This window comes from Streptomyces yunnanensis, assembly GCF_029011865.1.
Taxonomy (GTDB): Bacteria; Actinomycetota; Actinomycetes; order Streptomycetales; family Streptomycetaceae; genus Streptomyces; species Streptomyces yunnanensis.
In genome coordinates, this window is sequence record NZ_CP095749.1 from 5,233,089 (window position 1) to 5,248,534 (window position 15,446).

9 protein-coding genes are annotated in these 15,446 nt (G+C 75.3%); 3 read left to right on the top strand and 6 right to left on the bottom strand.

The genetic code is table 11. The features are described from left to right. Positions 1 to 59: 59 nt before the first annotated feature. From trmB to MOV08_RS22780, 3 genes are all read right to left on the bottom strand, one after another. Complete coding sequence (gene trmB, locus MOV08_RS22770; protein ID WP_039635067.1) at positions 60 to 896, bottom strand: tRNA (guanosine(46)-N7)-methyltransferase TrmB; 837 nt, start codon at positions 894 to 896, stop codon at positions 60 to 62. A gap of 176 nt (positions 897 to 1,072) precedes the next feature. Next, positions 1,073 to 2,320: an L-2-hydroxyglutarate oxidase gene (lhgO, locus tag MOV08_RS22775; protein ID WP_275308686.1), complete on the bottom strand. Its 1,248-nt coding sequence runs from the start codon at positions 2,318 to 2,320 to the stop codon at positions 1,073 to 1,075. A 200-nt stretch (positions 2,321 to 2,520) separates the two neighbouring features. Beyond that, positions 2,521 to 3,969 (bottom strand): NsdA family TPR-like regulatory protein, encoded by a 1,449-nt coding sequence (locus tag MOV08_RS22780; protein WP_039635071.1) that lies wholly within the window; start codon positions 3,967 to 3,969, stop codon positions 2,521 to 2,523. 703 nt (positions 3,970 to 4,672) lie between these two features. Here MOV08_RS22780 and MOV08_RS22785 point away from each other — a divergent pair. Next, positions 4,673 to 6,745, top strand: coding sequence for an asparagine synthase-related protein (locus MOV08_RS22785; protein WP_039635074.1), 2,073 nt, complete (start codon positions 4,673 to 4,675; stop codon positions 6,743 to 6,745). Between the two features lie 385 nt (positions 6,746 to 7,130). Here the strand turns inward: MOV08_RS22785 and MOV08_RS22790 are convergent, their stop codons facing one another. Both MOV08_RS22790 and MOV08_RS22795 read right to left on the bottom strand, forming a co-directional pair. Further along, positions 7,131 to 9,095 (bottom strand): sigma-70 family RNA polymerase sigma factor, encoded by a 1,965-nt coding sequence (locus tag MOV08_RS22790; RefSeq protein WP_420834200.1) that lies wholly within the window; start codon positions 9,093 to 9,095, stop codon positions 7,131 to 7,133. A 273-nt stretch (positions 9,096 to 9,368) separates the two neighbouring features. Next, on the bottom strand, positions 9,369 to 10,163 hold the full coding sequence (locus MOV08_RS22795) for a TetR/AcrR family transcriptional regulator (protein WP_275308687.1): 795 nt from the start codon (positions 10,161 to 10,163) through the stop codon (positions 9,369 to 9,371). Between the two features lie 507 nt (positions 10,164 to 10,670). Between MOV08_RS22795 and MOV08_RS22800 the strand changes: the two genes are divergently transcribed. Together MOV08_RS22800 and MOV08_RS22805 are read left to right on the top strand one after the other, a co-directional pair. After that, the gene (locus MOV08_RS22800; RefSeq protein ID WP_275311857.1) at positions 10,671 to 11,996 is read left to right on the top strand and encodes an NAD(P)/FAD-dependent oxidoreductase; all 1,326 of its coding nucleotides are present in this window, start codon (positions 10,671 to 10,673) and stop codon (positions 11,994 to 11,996) included. 295 nt (positions 11,997 to 12,291) lie between these two features. Further along, on the top strand, positions 12,292 to 14,046 hold the full coding sequence (locus MOV08_RS22805) for a SpoIIE family protein phosphatase (RefSeq protein WP_275308688.1): 1,755 nt from the start codon (positions 12,292 to 12,294) through the stop codon (positions 14,044 to 14,046). A gap of 59 nt (positions 14,047 to 14,105) precedes the next feature. Here MOV08_RS22805 and MOV08_RS22810 read toward each other — a convergent pair whose 3' ends face one another. Beyond that, positions 14,106 to 15,395 carry an MFS transporter gene (locus MOV08_RS22810; RefSeq protein WP_275311858.1) on the bottom strand — a complete coding sequence of 430 codons (1,290 nt, stop codon included), beginning with the start codon at positions 15,393 to 15,395 and terminating at the stop codon, positions 14,106 to 14,108. Between the last annotated feature and the right edge of the window lie 51 nt (positions 15,396 to 15,446).

The window sequence follows — 15,446 nt, forward strand, 5'->3', positions numbered from 1 at the left end:
CGGGCCGGACCGGCGCGGGCGGGCGCCACCGGGGCCGGGGCCCCGCCGGGCGGCGGCCCTCAGCCCCGGCGGCGGAAGAGCAGGTCGTGCACGACGTGCCCCTTGTCCAGACCCTGGCCCTCGAACCTGGTGAAGGGCCGGAAGTCGGGCCGGGGCGCGTAGCCGTCGTGCAGGTTCTCCAGCGTCGGCTCGGCGGAGAGGACCTCCAGCATCTGCTCGGCGTAGGGCTCCCAGTCGGTCGCGCAGTGCACCAGGGCGCCCGGTGCGAGCCGGGTGGTCGCCAGCGCCACGAACTCCGGCTGGATCAGCCGGCGCTTGTGGTGGCGCTTCTTGGGCCAGGGGTCCGGGAAGTAGACGCGCAGGCCGGCGAGGGAGGCCGGGGCGAGCATCTCGCGCAGCAGGATGATCGCGTCGCCGTTGGCCACCCGGATGTTGGACAGGCCGTTCCGCTCCGCGAGACCGAGCAGACTGCCCTGGCCGGGGGTGTGCACATCGCAGCCGAGGATGCCGGTGCCCGGATCGGCGGCGGCCATCTGCGCGGTGGCCTCGCCCATCCCGAAGCCGATCTCCAGCACGACCGGCAGCCCGCCGAAGAACGCGTCGAGGTCGAGGCGGGAGAGCCCGTCGACGTCCACGCCCCAGGTGGGCCACAGGCGGCGCAGCGCCTCGCCCTGGGAGGCGGTGACGCGGCTGCGACGGGGCTGGAAGGAGCGGATCCGCCGCTCGTGGTGCGAGCCCGCGGGGTCGGCCGCCGGTCCCGTCCCGTCGGGGAACATCGGCTTGCCACGCCGGGGCACGGCGGCCGAGACGGCGGTGGCACCGAGGGGGCGCGGTTCGTCCACCGGGGCGGCGGGCGCGGCGGCGGTGGTTTCGGGGGTGGCGGGGTTCTCGGACACAGTGTGTCGATTCTACGGACGCCACCGCGGCGGACCGGAACGCCGCCGGCCGCTACGCACAGAGCAGCCCCCACCGTCACCCGAATCCGCAGGTCAGCGCCGCGCCGACCGGAATCCGGGCGGTCCCCACGGGCCCGCGGCCGGACGCACTCCGGCGCCTCTCGCCCCGGTGCCCCTCACTCCGCGGGGCCCCCGTCCTGCACCGCGCGCTCCGGGAGCCCCAGCAGCCGGGTCACCCGCCGGGCCACCTCCCGCCCGATCGGCAGGGAGGCCGTGGCGGCCGGGGACGGGGCGTTGAGGACGTGGATCATGCCGGGGGACTCGGCGAAGAGGAAGTCGTCGACGAGGGTGCCGTCGGGCAGCACGGCCTGGGCGCGGACCCCGGCCGGCGACGGCAGCAGATCCTCCTCCCGGGCGGCCGGCAGCAGGCGGCGGACCGCGTCCGTGAAGGCACGGCGGGACAGCGAGCGGTGGAGCTCGCCCGCGCCGTAGCGCCAGTGGCGGCGGGCTATCCGCCAGGAACCCGGGTAGCCGAGCGTCCCGGCGAGCTCGGCGGGACGCACCGTGCGCCAGTCGTAGCCCTCGCGGGCCAGCGCGGGGACGGCGTTCGGCCCGATGTGGACGGAGCCGTCGATGCCACGGGTGAGATGGACGCCCAGGAACGGGAAGGCCGGGTCGGGGACCGGGTACACCAGCCCGCGGACCAGGGCGGCGCGCTCCGGCGCGAGGGTGTAGTACTCGCCCCGGAACGGCACGATCCGCATGCCCGGGGCGTCGCCCGCCAGCCTCGCCACCCGGTCGCAGTGCAGCCCGGCGCAGTTGACCAGGGCGCGGGCGCGGTAGACCGTGCCGCCGGCGGTGCGCACCGCGACCCGGCCGGGGCGGCGGGCGATGGTGGTGACCTCCTCGCCGAGGACGACCCGGGCCCCGTCCTCCTGCGCGAGGCGGGCCAGCTGCCGGGCCACCGCCCCGAAGTCGCAGATGCCGGTCGTGCCCACGTGGATCGCGGCCAGGCCGCGCACCTCGGGCTCGTACTCGGCGATCTGGGCCGGGCCCAGCTCCCGCACCGGCAGGCCGTGCTCGCGGCCGCGCTGGATGAGGCCGTGCAGCCGGGGCAGCTCGGCGCGGTCGGTGGCGACGATCAGCTTGCCGGTGACCTCGTGCGGGATGTCGTGCGCGGTGCAGAACTTGACCATCTCCGCCGCCCCCTGGAGGGCGAAGCGGGCCTTCAGCGAACCCGGCGGGTAGTAGATGCCGCTGTGGATCACGCCGCTGTTCCGCCCGGTCTGGTGGCGGGCCGCGGCAGGCTCCTTCTCCAGTACCACGACGCGTATACCGGGCGCCGCGCGCGTGAGGGCATGGGCCGTGGAAAGCCCCACGATCCCGGCACCGATCACCAGCACATCGCAGTCGTACGCCGCCACTGCACCTCCCCAACCGCATGACCGCCGACCCGCCCGTCGCCGCGGGCCCGCGCGTCATCGCCGACGACGTAGTCCATCATGACGGGCGGCACCGACAATCCGCAGTGACCAGTCTGACCTGCGGCGTCAGGCCCGCCGCGACGCCCCTTCGACGGCCGGCCCACAGACCCGCTCCCCGGTCCGTCCCGCCCGCGCTCCCGCTAGGCCGGCGCGGCCAGCAACGGCCGGGCCCGCTCGCGGAGTTCGACCACGCGGGGCTCGTCCCCGTACGGCTCCAGGCGGTGCAGCAGATCGCGCACGTACTCCGTGGTGCGGGCCGAGGAGATCCGGCCGGCGACCTCGACGGCGCGGGTGCCGGCGGCGCAGGCCGCGTCCAGATTGCCGGACTCCAGTTCGGCGACGGCGGACACCACGAGGCGCAGCCCGTGCGAGCGGACGAACTCCTCCGTCGGCCGGGACAGCGCCTGCTCGGTGAAGCGCCGCACCTGACGGGGCAGCCGCAGGTCCCGGTAGCACTCGGCGGCGTCGGCGGCGAAGCGCTCGTAGGAGTAGAAGTCCAGCCAGGACGGATCCGGATCGCCGCTGCGGGAGCGCTCCAACCAGCCCTCGGACGCCTTCAGCGCCACCTCGCAGGCGCGCGCCTCCCCGGCCTTGGCCTGCGCCCGCGCCTCCACCAGGCGGAAGAAGCTCATGGTGCGGGCGGTGGCCAGGCCGCGGTTGCGCTCCAGGGCGGCCTGGGCCAGATCGACGCCCTCGTCGGCGAACCCGCGGTAGGTCGCCTGGAGGGACATCGACGCCAGCACATACCCGCCCAGGGGGACGTCGGCGGCGGCCCGCGCCAGCCGCAGCGCCTGGATGTAGTACCGCTGGGCGGCCTCCTGTTGGCCGGTGTCGAAGGCCATCCAGCCCGCCAGGCGGGTGAGTTCGGACGTCGCCCCGAAGAGCGCGCGGCCCACCTCGTCGCTGTACGAGGCGAGCAGCAGCGGCGCCGCGTCCACCCGGAGGCACTCCGGCACCATCGACGAACGCCAGTCCCCGCCGCCGTACTTGGAGTCCCAGCGCCGGGCGTCCTCGGCCGCCTCGCGCAGTTTGGTGACATCGCTGTGGCCGACGTGCTGCGGGGCTCCCGCGTCACCGGCGGCCGCGGCGTCCTTGTCCCGCGCCTCGGCCGTCTCCCGCGCCACCGAACTGTCGGTCGGCGATATCAGCCAGCGGGAGGTGGGGGTGGCGTAGGCGCTGACGGCGAAGGATCCGGCCAGGCTCTGCCAGATGCCGCCGCCGCTGCCCCGCCGTCCGGCGAGATCGAGGCGGTACAACTCGGTCGCCGAGCGCACCGCGGCGCCCACGTCGCGAGGGAAGGCCAGCCCCACTTCGGGTGCCGGATCGGCGTCGGCCAGCCCGATCTCGTGCAGCGGCACCGGGCGCCCGAGCTTGCTGCCGATCGCCGACGCGATCAGATGGGGCGCGGCGCCCTGGGGCACCATGCCCTTGGAGACCCATCGGGCCACCGACGTCTTGTCGTAGCGAAGCGTCAGGCCGCGTTGCGCGCCGAGGTCGTTGACCCGGCGCGCCAGTCCGGCATTGCTGATCCCCGCGAGGGCGAGAACGGTGCCGAGCTTTTCGTTCGGCCCGCGTGTATCCCTGGACATGCGCACCCCTCGACACAGCGACAGCCGCCCCGTACCCCGGGGCATGCGTCCACCCAGAGTAGTTCGCCGGATCCCTACCGTTAAGGGTCGGTGTCCTGGATGGCGAGATTCGTGTTCAAACGGGGGTGCGGGAATTGGCATGTGCTCCGGGTACGTGTGCCCATGCGCCCGTGCGTGCGCGCTGGCCCCTCAACGACCCCCACGCTTCGATGAGTTCTGCGTGGGTCGGCCCGCTGCACTGGATCCAGTGGGCTGGGGGACACCGCCACCTCATTCCCCGCGGGTGGCGGTCCGGTCCGGGAGGCGCAGCCCGCTTCCCGGACCGTCGCGGGGGCCGGGCGGAGGCTCGGCCCACCGCGCCGCACGGCGCCGTATACGGGACGGTGTCCGGGCGTCAACTCGGCTGCGCGGCAAGGACTTTGGCCGAAAATCGACGGGTGATGCTTTCACGCCGTCCAGCGCCCCGGGGGCCACACGGGGGGCCACCCGGGGCCGCCGCCGGGCGCAGCCGCCGTCCCGACGGCGCCACACCGCCCCCGTGCGCCCCTTCGCCGTGCCCGCCGCCCCGCCCGCGTCCGGGCCTCCTTCGCCACCTCCCGCAGGCCACCGCCATGGCAGCATGGTCCGCACGACAGCTGGGATATCCGCTGTACGGGGCGGTCGCCGGCCGCCCCGGCGGACGGGGAATCGGGTGGAGGCGGCGATGCGCTGGCTGGTGGGGTGGAGCAGTGCCGCGACCGCCCACAGGGAGTGCCGCACGCTGCTGCCCGTGGGCGCCCAACTCCTGTGGGGCGACCCCGATCCCCTCTGGGCGGTGGGCGACTGGCGGCCCCACGAGGTGCGCGTCGTCCAGGCCGACCCGGAGACCCGGCTCGCCGTCTTCGGGGTCTGCGGTGCCACCGACGACCAGTTGAAGGTGGGCCTGTTCGCCGCCCGCGGGGGCGCGCTGCGCCACCTGACCGCCTGGCCGGGCAGCTACACCGCCGTCGCCCAAGTGGGCCGCCGGATCACCGTCACCGGAGACCTGGCCGGCGCCCGGCCCGTCTTCCACACCCGGTGGGCCGGCGGGACCGCCTACGCCACCGCCGCCCTGCCGCTCGCCGACCTCGTCGAGGCCGGCCTCGACGTCGGCCATCTGGCCGCCCTGCTGGCCTGCCCGGACGCCCCCGAGGCGGTGGGCGCCGGCACCCCGTACGACGGGGTCCGCCGGATCCCGCCCGGCCACGCCCTGGTGCTGCGCACCGGCAGCAGCGAGATCGCCTCCTACGAGCCGCCCGCGTCCCTGGCCGTCGCCGCCCCCCAACTCGCCCCGGAGCAGGCGGTGGACGGCGTCCGGGAGGCCCTCGTGGAGGCCGTGCGCGCCCGGCTGGCGGCCCCCCGCTTCGCGCCCGACCCGGACGGCCTCGACCGGCTCGACCCCGGCCCGGTGCCCGGCATGGGCCCCGCGGAGCGGCGCGCGGCGCGCGGCGGACCGGCCCCCGGCATCGGCGCCGACCTCTCCGGAGGCAGCGCCTCCGGAACCCTCGCCCTCCTGGCCGCCGGCCTCCCCGGGCAGCCCGGCCGGATCAACGGCCACGGCGAGCGCCTGCTGGCGGTCACCTTCAACGACCGCGCCACCCATGGCGACCGGGCCCAGCACGAGGCGGAACTGGAGCGCGCCCGCGGCATCGCCGAGGACCCCCGGCTGCACCACGTCGTCGTCGCCGCCGGCGAGGAGGCCCTCCCGTACACCGGCCTGGACGCCCTCCCGCTCACCGACGAGTCCGGTCCCTCGCTGACCCTGGCCGGCCGGCACCGCAGGCGGCTGCTGTCCGGCGGCGCCGACCACTTCGTCGGAAACGGCGCCCGCCAGGTCCTCGACGCCCACCCCGCCCGCCTCGCCGACCTCCTCATGGACCGCCGCCGGCGCCATCTGCTGCGCCCGGTCACCGCGCTGGCCAAGGCCGACGGCCCCTCCGCGCACTCGGTGCTGGTCCCGTTCACCGTCTACCGGGCCGCCCGGAAGCTCGCCCGCACCCCCTACGCCACCGGGATGGCCGAGGCGGCGCGGCACCTGAGGGAGCGCCGGTTCGCCGACGAGCCGGTGGCCGGCGGCGCGGTGGACGCCTCCCTGGCCGCGCTCGCCTGGTGCCGCCCGGGGCCCGCGGCCCGCTGGCTCACGGGGGAGGCGCTGGCCGAAGTATCGGTTCGCCTCGGGGACGCAGCGCACCGTTCGCCCGCCGGGGGCCGCCCCGGCGAACGACGGGCCCGCGCCGCCCTGGCCCGCCAGGCCGCCGACCACCGGATCTTCGAGCAGGCCGTCGAGGTCCGCAGCCAGCGGCTGCACGCCCCCTTCCTGGACAACCAGGTGGTGCTGGCCTGCCGCGCCCTGCCGGACACCCTGCGGGTGCAGCCGGGCGCCCGGGCCGCCGTCCTGCGCGCCGTCCTGGCCGGCGCCGGCGTGCGGGACCTGCCGTCCGGCTGGGGCGCCGCCGCGCACCACACCCACACCGCCGCGGTCCGCGCCGGACTGCGCGCCGCGGTCGGCCCGTTGCTCCAGCTCTTCGACACGCCCCTGCTGGCGGACGCCGGCCTCGTCGAGGCACGGGTGGTCCGCCGCGCACTCCGCGCGGCGGCCGAGGGCGCCCCGGTGCCCCTGGACGGTCTGGCCGAACTGGTCGCCGTCGAAGTGTGGTTGCGCCGGCTGCTGGCCCGCCGCGGCTCGTGCTGGACGGGCGCGCAGGCGCCCCGGCAACGGGCGCTCGCCGGGGGCGTGGTGCGCGCGCGGCTCTCCTGACGCGCCCGGCGCGCCGCCTCACCGCCCCGGGTCGAGGCGGCCCCGCCGGCACCCCCGGCCGCCCGTTCTCCACGGGGCGGACGTCCGGCGCACGACCGCGTCCCGGTGCGCCCAGCAGAACGGCGCGACCCACGGCGCACCCGAGGCCCCGCGCGCCGGGGAAGCGGCGCGCACGCGGGCGATCACACCGCCGATCACGCCGCCCGCCCTGCGCCCCGTACGACCCCGGCACCCCACCCGTCCTGACCGCCCGCAGCGCCCGCCGAGCCCTGACGGGATCCGCCGCCGCGCCGACGACCGGGTCAGTCCGTCACGGTGCCGACGAACGGGGTACGCCGTCCCGCCCGCCCTCCGGCGCGATCCCGCCCCACCGGCGGCGACCAACTCACCGACAACTGATCTGCGACCGCGCCCAGTCCCCCAGCGCCAACAGATCGCCCGCGCTCTCCGGCTCGACCACCAGGCGCAGCGTCTTGCGCCCGGCCAACGGGACGTGCACCGGCACCGCCGACTCCCCGCCGCGCAGGACCGGCGACCGCCACAGCCGCACCCCGTCCCCGTACACCGAGAAGCGCAGCGCGCCCAGGCCCAGGCTGAGGTCGTCCACGCCGGCCATCGCGTCGTACGCCGTGCACTGCCGGTTGAGATCGATGACCACCGAGGACGAGGCGTGCACGCTCACCCCGTGGGGATAGGCGGTACCGCCGACGCTCGGGCGGTACCGCTTCCACAGCCAGCCGCTGTCGAGGGCCCGTACTTCCGGCTTGCTGCCGTCCCCCATGAAGTCGTATGCCAACGCGCTGACCTGATATGCCGTCGTCGGCGGCGTGGGAGTGGGCGTCGGGGTGGGCGTCGGTGTCGGGGTCGGGGTGGGTGTGGGAGTGGGCGTCGGAGTTGGAGTCGGCGTCGGCTTCGGCGGTGCCGGGGTCGGCGTCGGTGTCGGTGTCGGCGTCGGGGTGGGCTCGGACGGCGCCGGGGTGGGCGCCGGCGTGCGGGACGGGGTCGGCTCGGTGACCGGCGCGCCCACCGGCGGCCGGGGGGTGTGCGACGGCGGCGGGGCCGGCACGGGCGGCGCGACCGGCGCCGGCCGGTGCGGTTGCGCCCGCGGGGCCGGCTGCGGCGACCCGGCCAGCGCGAACGCCAGCGCCGCCCCCGCCGCGACCACCAGCCCCGCCCCGATACCGATCTTCACCGGCGCGGCCAGCCCCTCGCCCACGGCCGCCCCGCCGCCGGCGCCGCCCGCCGTACCGGAACCGGACCCCGCGGCGGCCGCGGCCACCCCGGCACCCGCCGCGGCCCCGGCGCCGGCGATCCCGGCCACCGCGGCGGCACCTTTGACGGCGTACCCGGCCGCGAACCAGCCGACGACCGCCACCGGCAGCACCGCCCCGATCCGCTGGTTGAGGTCGACGACCTCCAGCGCGGCCCCGCGGCACCGGGCGCACTCCTCCAGGTGCTTGCGCAGCCCCCGCTCAGCCCGCATCCGCAATCCGCCCCGGGCGTACGCGCCGAGCCGGTCGGCATAGCGCGCGCAGTCGCCGCCCGCGGTCAGCGACTGGCTCACATGCGCCTGCAGATACGCCTGCTTGAGCCCTTCCCGGGCGCGGTGGGCCAGCACGGCGGTGGCGTTGGCGGTCAGCCCGAGCAGCGGTGCGACCTCGCTCGGCGACTCGTCCTCGATGGTGGTGTGCCACAGCACGGTCTGATACCGCTCCGGCAGACTGCGGAACGCCCGCACCGCCATGGTCTGCTCGGCCTCGTGCATCGCCCGGACGTCCGCGCCCAGATCCAGCGTGTTGTCGTCCAGGGACGACCCGGCCGCCGACACCGCGAACACCGCGAAGTCCTCGACCAACTGCTCCCGCCGGGCGGTCCTCGCCCAGGCCGCGGCGACCCGCCGCACGGTCGTCAGCAGATACGCGCGCACCGCGGAGTCCGGCCCCGCCCCGCCGCGCACCGCCTGCAGGGTGCGCGCGAAGACCTCACCGGTCAGATCCTCGGCGGTGTGGGCGTCCCGGCAGCAGCCGCGCGCATACCGGCGCACCGCCTCGGCGTGCCGGCGGTACAGCTCCTCGTAGGCGCTGTCGTCACCGGCCCGCATCGCGGCGACCAGCTCGGCGTCGGACGGCGGCAGATCCGCGTCCGCGCGCTCGCCGGGCACCCCCACCGGCTCCTCCGACGGCATCCCGCCGTGCCGGGAGCGCCTGCGCTGCGCCGGCACGCTGGGCCCGGCGTCCTCCACGCCGCCGAGCGGGGGCGTCGCCCCCGGCGGCCCGGTCCGGCCCGGCACCTGTTCCGACGGGCGTCCCGTGGTCTCGCCACGCCGCTCGTCCCGCCCGTCAACACCCATCGCCGAGGCTCCCGAACCCGTCGCACCGCAACACCGCGCAAGCGTGCCACACCCCTGGCCCGGGCTTCAGGGCCCCGGTGGGCAACCACTCATCCGGGGCGCCCGCACTGGCGTGCACCCGCACGGGGCGCCCCGCACCGGTCGGGGCCGCCGCATCGCAGGGATGCCGGCGGCTCACCGGGACGCCCCGCACTCGGGGCCTCCCGGTGCCGCCGCCGGCTCCACGGGGGCGGTTCGTGCCCCGCCCGCAGTCATGGAGCCGGCCGCCGCGCCTCATGTCGTGGGACGCGACCGCAGCCCTTCCAGCAGGATCTCCAGCAGCCGGGCGGAGGCCGCCTGCTGCTGCCCGGGATCGGGCAGCGCGGGCGCACCCGTGGCGATGACGAGCAGCACGTCGGAGACCGTGACATCGGTCCGCAGCGCACCTGCCGTCCGGGCCCGCTCCACCAGCCGTCCGACGACGTCCAGCAGCGCCTGCCCGCCGGGCGTCTCCTCGGCCTCGGGGCCGCTTCGCGGCCCGTCCGCCTCGCCGGGCGCCATCCGCTGCAGCGGTACCCGGGCCTCGGTGCCGCCCTCCGGCACCCGCGGCTCGGCCGCGCCGTCCGCCCGCTCCTCGCTCGCGCCGACCCGCAGGATGCCCGGCGGCAGCAGCCGCCCGGCGCCCGAGGCGACCGACGTGCGCAGGAACCGCGCCAGCGCCGACCACGGATCGTCCTCCTGGCCCAGTGCGGCCCGTGCCTGCTCGGTCAGCCGGGAGGTCTCCTCCTCGGCTATCCGCCGGACCAGAACGTCCTTGCTCGGGAAACGGCGGTAGACCGTCCCGACCCCGACCCGGGCGCGCCGCGCCACGTCCTCCATCGGCGCGCCGTACCCCAGTTCGCCGAAGACCTCGCGGGCCGCCCGCAGCACGTGCTCCAGATTGCGCTGGGCATCGACCCGCAGGGGTGTGCTCCGGCCGTTGAGGCCGGTCGCCGCGCCCGTTCCGTTGCCGCCGGCGCCGTTGACACCGTCGGAAGCGGCAGCGGTCATCGTGGCCGCCGCCGACCATTGAGAGCCCTGAATGTGCATAAGTGATCCCCCGGTAATGACGTCTCCCCCCGGAGACTCCCCGCCCTGACGGTCGGGGCGACCCGACAAGAGGGTGCACCCCAACGACATACGAACATAGTTGAGCCCGCGTCAAGATTGAAGGGGGCGCTCCGTACGCCGTGCCCCCCGTTCGGCCCAATGGACCCGATCCGTCCTGCTCGTCCTTCCGCTCACCTCGCGCCGAACTCCGCCTGACCAGCGTACTTCGCCCCGCTCAGCCGGAATGTCCCGCTCCGCACCGTGCCTCGTACCGGACATACTTTTCGACCGGCCTGTGGACAAAGCCGTCCCGGCGGTGCGTCATGGAACAGTGCTGTGCTGTCCGGGGGCACAGCGCCCGAAGGTGGCCGCGCGCCGGCCTGGCCACCCGCTCGGTGGCGCCCCGGCCTGGTCGACACCGCGAGGAGAACCTCTGTGAAGACTGTGTCTTCGGAGCATTCGGACGCCGTGGCGCGCATTCTCGTGGTGGGCGGTGGCTATGTGGGGATGTACACGGCCCTGCGGCTGCAGCGGACGCTGAAACAGGAGCTGCGGCAGGGCACGGTCGAGATCGTCGTCGTCGATCCCGAGCCCTATATGACGTACCAGCCGTTCCTGCCGGAGGCCGCCGCCGGCTCCATCTCCCCGCGCCACGTCGTCGTCCCGCTGCGCCGCGTCCTGCCACACTGCACGGTCGTCATCGGCGAGGTCACCGAGATCGACCACGAGAAGCGCAAGGCGGCCATCGCCACCCTGGCCACGGAGCACGCCGGCGCCGGCGCCCTCACCGTGGCCTACGACGAACTGGTCCTCGCGCCGGGATCGGTCTCGCGCACCCTCCCCGTCCCCGGACTGGCCGACGTCGGCATCGGATTCAAGACGGTCGAGGAGGCCATCGGACTGCGCAACCACGTCCTCGAACAGCTCGACATCGCCTCCTCCACCCGCGACCCCGCGATCCGCGACGCGGCGCTGACCTTCGTCTTCGTCGGCGGCGGCTACGCGGGCGTGGAAGCGCTGGCCGAACTGGAGGACATGGCCCGCTACGCCGTCCGCTACTACCACAACGTCGGGCCCGAGGACATGAAGTGGGTCCTGGTCGAGGCGACCGACCGGATCCTGCCCGAGGTCGGCCCCGACATGGGCGGCTACACCGTCCGCGAACTGCGCGCCCGCAACATCGACGTCCGCCTGCAGACCCGCCTGGAGTCCTGCGAGAAGCGCATCGTCCGGCTCAGCGACGGCTCCCGCTTCCCCGCCAGGACGCTCGTGTGGACCGCCGGCGTCAAACCGCACCCCATCGTGGCCGCGAGCAAACTCCCGCTGACCGACCACGGCCGCCTCAAGTGCACCGCCGCGCTCCAGGTGGACGGCGTGGAACACGCCTGGGCAGCCGGGGACGCGGCCGCCGTCCCGGACCTGACGGCCCCGCCGCCCGCCACCCCCGACGCGCCGCGCGCCGTCTGCGCCCCCAACGCCCAGCACGCCGTCCGCCAGACCAAGGTGCTGGCCGAGAACCTCACCGCGGCCCTGCGCGGCGGCGAGATCCACAACTACGCGCACAAGTACGTCGGTTCGGTGGCCTCGCTCGGCCTGCACCAGGGCGTCGCCCAGGTCTACGGCCGCAAGCTCAAGGGCTACCCGGCGTGGTTCATGCACCGCGCCTACCACCTCAGCCGGGTGCCCACCTTCAACCGCAAGGCCCGGATCCTCGCCGAATGGATCCTCGCGGGTCTGTTCAAACGCGAGATCGTCTCGCTCGGCTCGCTGGAGAACCCGCGCGCCGAATTCGAACTCGCCGCGGGCACCGGCCGGCACAACGAAACCAGCTGACCGGCCGCCCCACCAGGGACGTTGACCGGCCGCCCGGACGGCCCGGGCCGACCGCCCCCGGGCCGGGAACTACGCCTCGACGTCCGGCGTCTGACGGATGACCGTCCGGTCGGCCACACTGGACGTGTGACCATGGGTGGGCTCGTATCTGCGAAGAGTGACAATCACGAGGATTCAGGACGTTTGCTGCATTCCGCCAGAGGGTGCCGATCGTGCCCTCCGCCCCACCACGGGGCCCGCCCCCACGCCGATGGCCCGACCCCGCGCGACGACGCGAAGTAAGAGGTATCCCTCCGTGATCTTCACGCGCTGGAGCGCCAAATTCCCCGGCACGCAGCGGCGCACCGCCGCCCGGTCCGACCGCGCCGCCACGCCGTCCGCCCCGTCGGGGCCCACGGCGCACTCCGCCGCGCCCACCGACGACCCCTCCGGCACCGTCCCCGCCGCCCGCGCCGAGGGCCCCGGCGAGGACGCCCCGCCGCCCACCGCGCCCCCCACCGTCGACGCGCTCTCCGTCCACGACATCCTCGGCACCATCCCCGCCCTGGTCGCCGTCGTCTACGGCCCCGAGCACCGCATCGCCTACGTCAACAGCGCCTACGCCGGCGTCTTCGGCCCCCGCCCGGCCGGCCACACCGCCCGCGAGGCCCTCCCCGAACTCGGCGAACTGGGCCTGCTGCCCCTGATGGACCAGGTCCTGCGCAGCGGCAAACCCCGCACCGTCAAGTCCCGCAAGGTCCCGGCCGGCGCCGGCGGCGACCGCACCCGCGAGGGCTACTACACCTTCACCTGCACCCCCATCGAGGTCGCCGCCAGCGGCCCGGCCCCCGACCCCGAGGTCGCCTGCGTCGCCCCGCACAAGGGCGTCCTGGTCTTCGGCGCCGAGGTCACCGACCAGATCGAGTCCGCCGAACGGCTCCGCGCCAGCGAGGCCCGCCAGCGCGCCGCCGCGGTCACCCTCCAGCGCTCACTGCTGCCCCAGGAACTGGAACAGCCCGACGACCTGCGGGTCGCCGCCACCTACCAACCCGGCGGCACGGACGCCGCGGTCGGCGGCGACTGGTACGACGTCATCACCCTCGGCGCCGGCCGGACGGCCCTGGTCATCGGCGACGTCATGGGCCGCGGGGTGCGCGCCGCCGCCGTCATGGGCCAGCTCCGCACCGCGGTCCGCGCCTACGCCCGCCTGGACCTCCCGCCCCACGAGGTCCTCCAACTCCTCGACGGCCTGGCCGCCGAGATCGACGCCAGCCAGATCGCCACCTGCGTCTACGCCGTCCACGACCCCAACGAGGGCCGCCTGGTCTACGCCTCGGCCGGCCATCTGCCGATGCTCGTCCGGGACGCCGACGGCACCATCCGCCGCGCCGCCGAACCGACCGGCCCGCCGCTGGGCACCGGCGGCTGGCTGCACACCTCCGGCTCCGTCCCGCTAGGCGCCGGCAGCAGCGCCGTCCTCTATACCGACGGCCTCGTCGAACGCCGGGACAAGGACATCGACGAGGGCGTCGCCGCCCTGGAGCGCGCTTTCGCCGGCTCCACCGGCACCCCCGACATCGTCTGCGACCGGCTGCTGCGCTCCCTGGGCATCACCGCCGCGCACGACGACGACGTCGCCATCCTCGTCATCCAGAACCCGGTCCGTACGGGCCACGACGCCGAGCTGTTCCACAACGCCGCCCTCGAACTCCACGGCGGCACCGAGGCGGCACCGCGCGCCCGCGCCTTCGCCTCCGGCGTCCTCGCCTCCTGGCGCTTCTCCCCGGAACTCCACGACCTCGGTGTCCTGGCCGCCAGCGAACTCGTCGCCAACTCCCTCCAGCACGGCACCCCGCCGATGCGCCTACGGCTGCGCCGCACCGACCGCCGCCTGATCATCGAGGTCACCGACGGCGACGACCACCTGCCCCGCCGCCGACGGGCCGAGCCCGTGGACGAGACCGGCCGCGGCATCTCCATCGTCGCCACCATCGCCTCCTCCTGGGGCTCCCGCCGCACCCCGGGCGGCGGCAAGGCCGTCTGGTGCGAATTCGCCCTGCCCAGGGGCTAGGTCGCCGCCACCCGAGGGCGGCGCCGCGCCAACAGCGGGCGCCGCCCCCGGACCGCCTCTCACACGCCCGCGGCCACCGGCTCGGCCTCCACCCGCTGCGCGGGCAGGGCCGCCACCCGGTGCGGCTGGTCCTGGGCCGGGGTCAGCATCCGCCCCAGCCGCAGCGCCAGCACCGAGATCCCGACCGCGCACGCCACCAGCATCGCGATGTACGCGACATGCATCCCGTGCCCGACCATCAGCGCCCCCACGGCCGGCCCGACCGCCAGCGCCAACTGCTTGACCAGCGCGAACGCAGAGTTGTACTGGCCGATCAGCGAGGCCGGCGCCAGATCCGCCACCAGCGGCGCCACGGTCGGCGCCAGCAGCGACTCCCCGACGCCGAACAGCGCATACGTGGAGATCAACAGGACGGTCGCCACCACCTGGCTCCCGTGCACCAGCCCGGACAGTCCGGCGGCCAGCCACGCCACCGTCCAGATCACGCCCACCAGCGCCATCACCCGGCTCCGACGCCGCCGCTCGACGAGCTTCAGGACCACGAACTGCGCCACCACGATCGCCGCCGTGTTGGCCGCCAGGGCGATGCCCAGCGTCGCCGGCGCGATCCGGGTCACCTCCGTGGCGTACGCCGCCAGCCCCGACTCGAACTGCCCGTAGCAGGCGAAGAACAGCACGAAGCCCAGTACGCACAGCCACACCATTCGCCGGTCGCCGAACAGCACCCGCCAGGCGCCCTTGGCCCGCTCCTCCGTCGGCACCGCGTCCTCGACCTTCGGCGCCCGCGGCAGCCGTACGGTCGCGATCGCCGCGCCCAGCACCAGGAACATCACGGCCTCGATCGCGAACAGCCGCACAAAGCTCGACGCGTGCGTCTCGTCCACCAGCTGACCGCCGACCAGGCCGCCTATGCCGAGCCCCAGGTTGTTCAGGAAGAACTGGGTGGCGAACGCCCGCGACCGGGTCACCGTCGTCGAGCACCACACGATCATCGTGGCGAGCGCCGGCTGGATCACCGCGATACCGGCCCCCAGCGCCACCGCCGACGCGATGACCATCGGCTCGGTGGCCGACAGCCCGATCCCCAGCGAACCGACGGCGGCCGAGACCGTACCGATGACGGCCACCGGGAGCGGCCCCCGCCGGTCGATGACCCGTCCGGTCAGCGGCAGCACGATCAGTGCCGAGATCGCCAGCATCGCCAGCACCGCACCGGCCGTATTCGCACCGAGATGCCGCACGTTCGCCACGTAGACGTACAGATACGGCACGGTGAAGCCGCTGCCGAACGCGCTCAGCGCGTTCCCCAGCTGGATCCGGCGCAGCGCGGCGCCCATCGCGGTGGTCACACTCACCTACCTAGGTCAGGTCACAAAAGACGGATACGAGTCAGGAACCCC

Excerpts from the sequence above, each read along its gene's own strand:
- MOV08_RS22800 (WP_275311857.1), top strand. The coding sequence starts at position 10,671 with ATGTACACGGCCCTGCGGCTGCAGCGGACGCTGAAACAGGAGCTGCGG.
- MOV08_RS22785 (WP_039635074.1), top strand. The coding sequence starts at position 4,673 with ATGCGCTGGCTGGTGGGGTGGAGCAGTGCCGCGACCGCCCACAGGGAG.
- MOV08_RS22795 (WP_275308687.1), bottom strand. The coding sequence starts at position 10,163 with ATGCACATTCAGGGCTCTCAATGGTCGGCGGCGGCCACGATGACCGCT.
- MOV08_RS22790 (WP_420834200.1), bottom strand. The coding sequence starts at position 9,095 with ATGGGTGTTGACGGGCGGGACGAGCGGCGTGGCGAGACCACGGGACGC.
- MOV08_RS22780 (WP_039635071.1), bottom strand. The coding sequence starts at position 3,969 with ATGTCCAGGGATACACGCGGGCCGAACGAAAAGCTCGGCACCGTTCTC.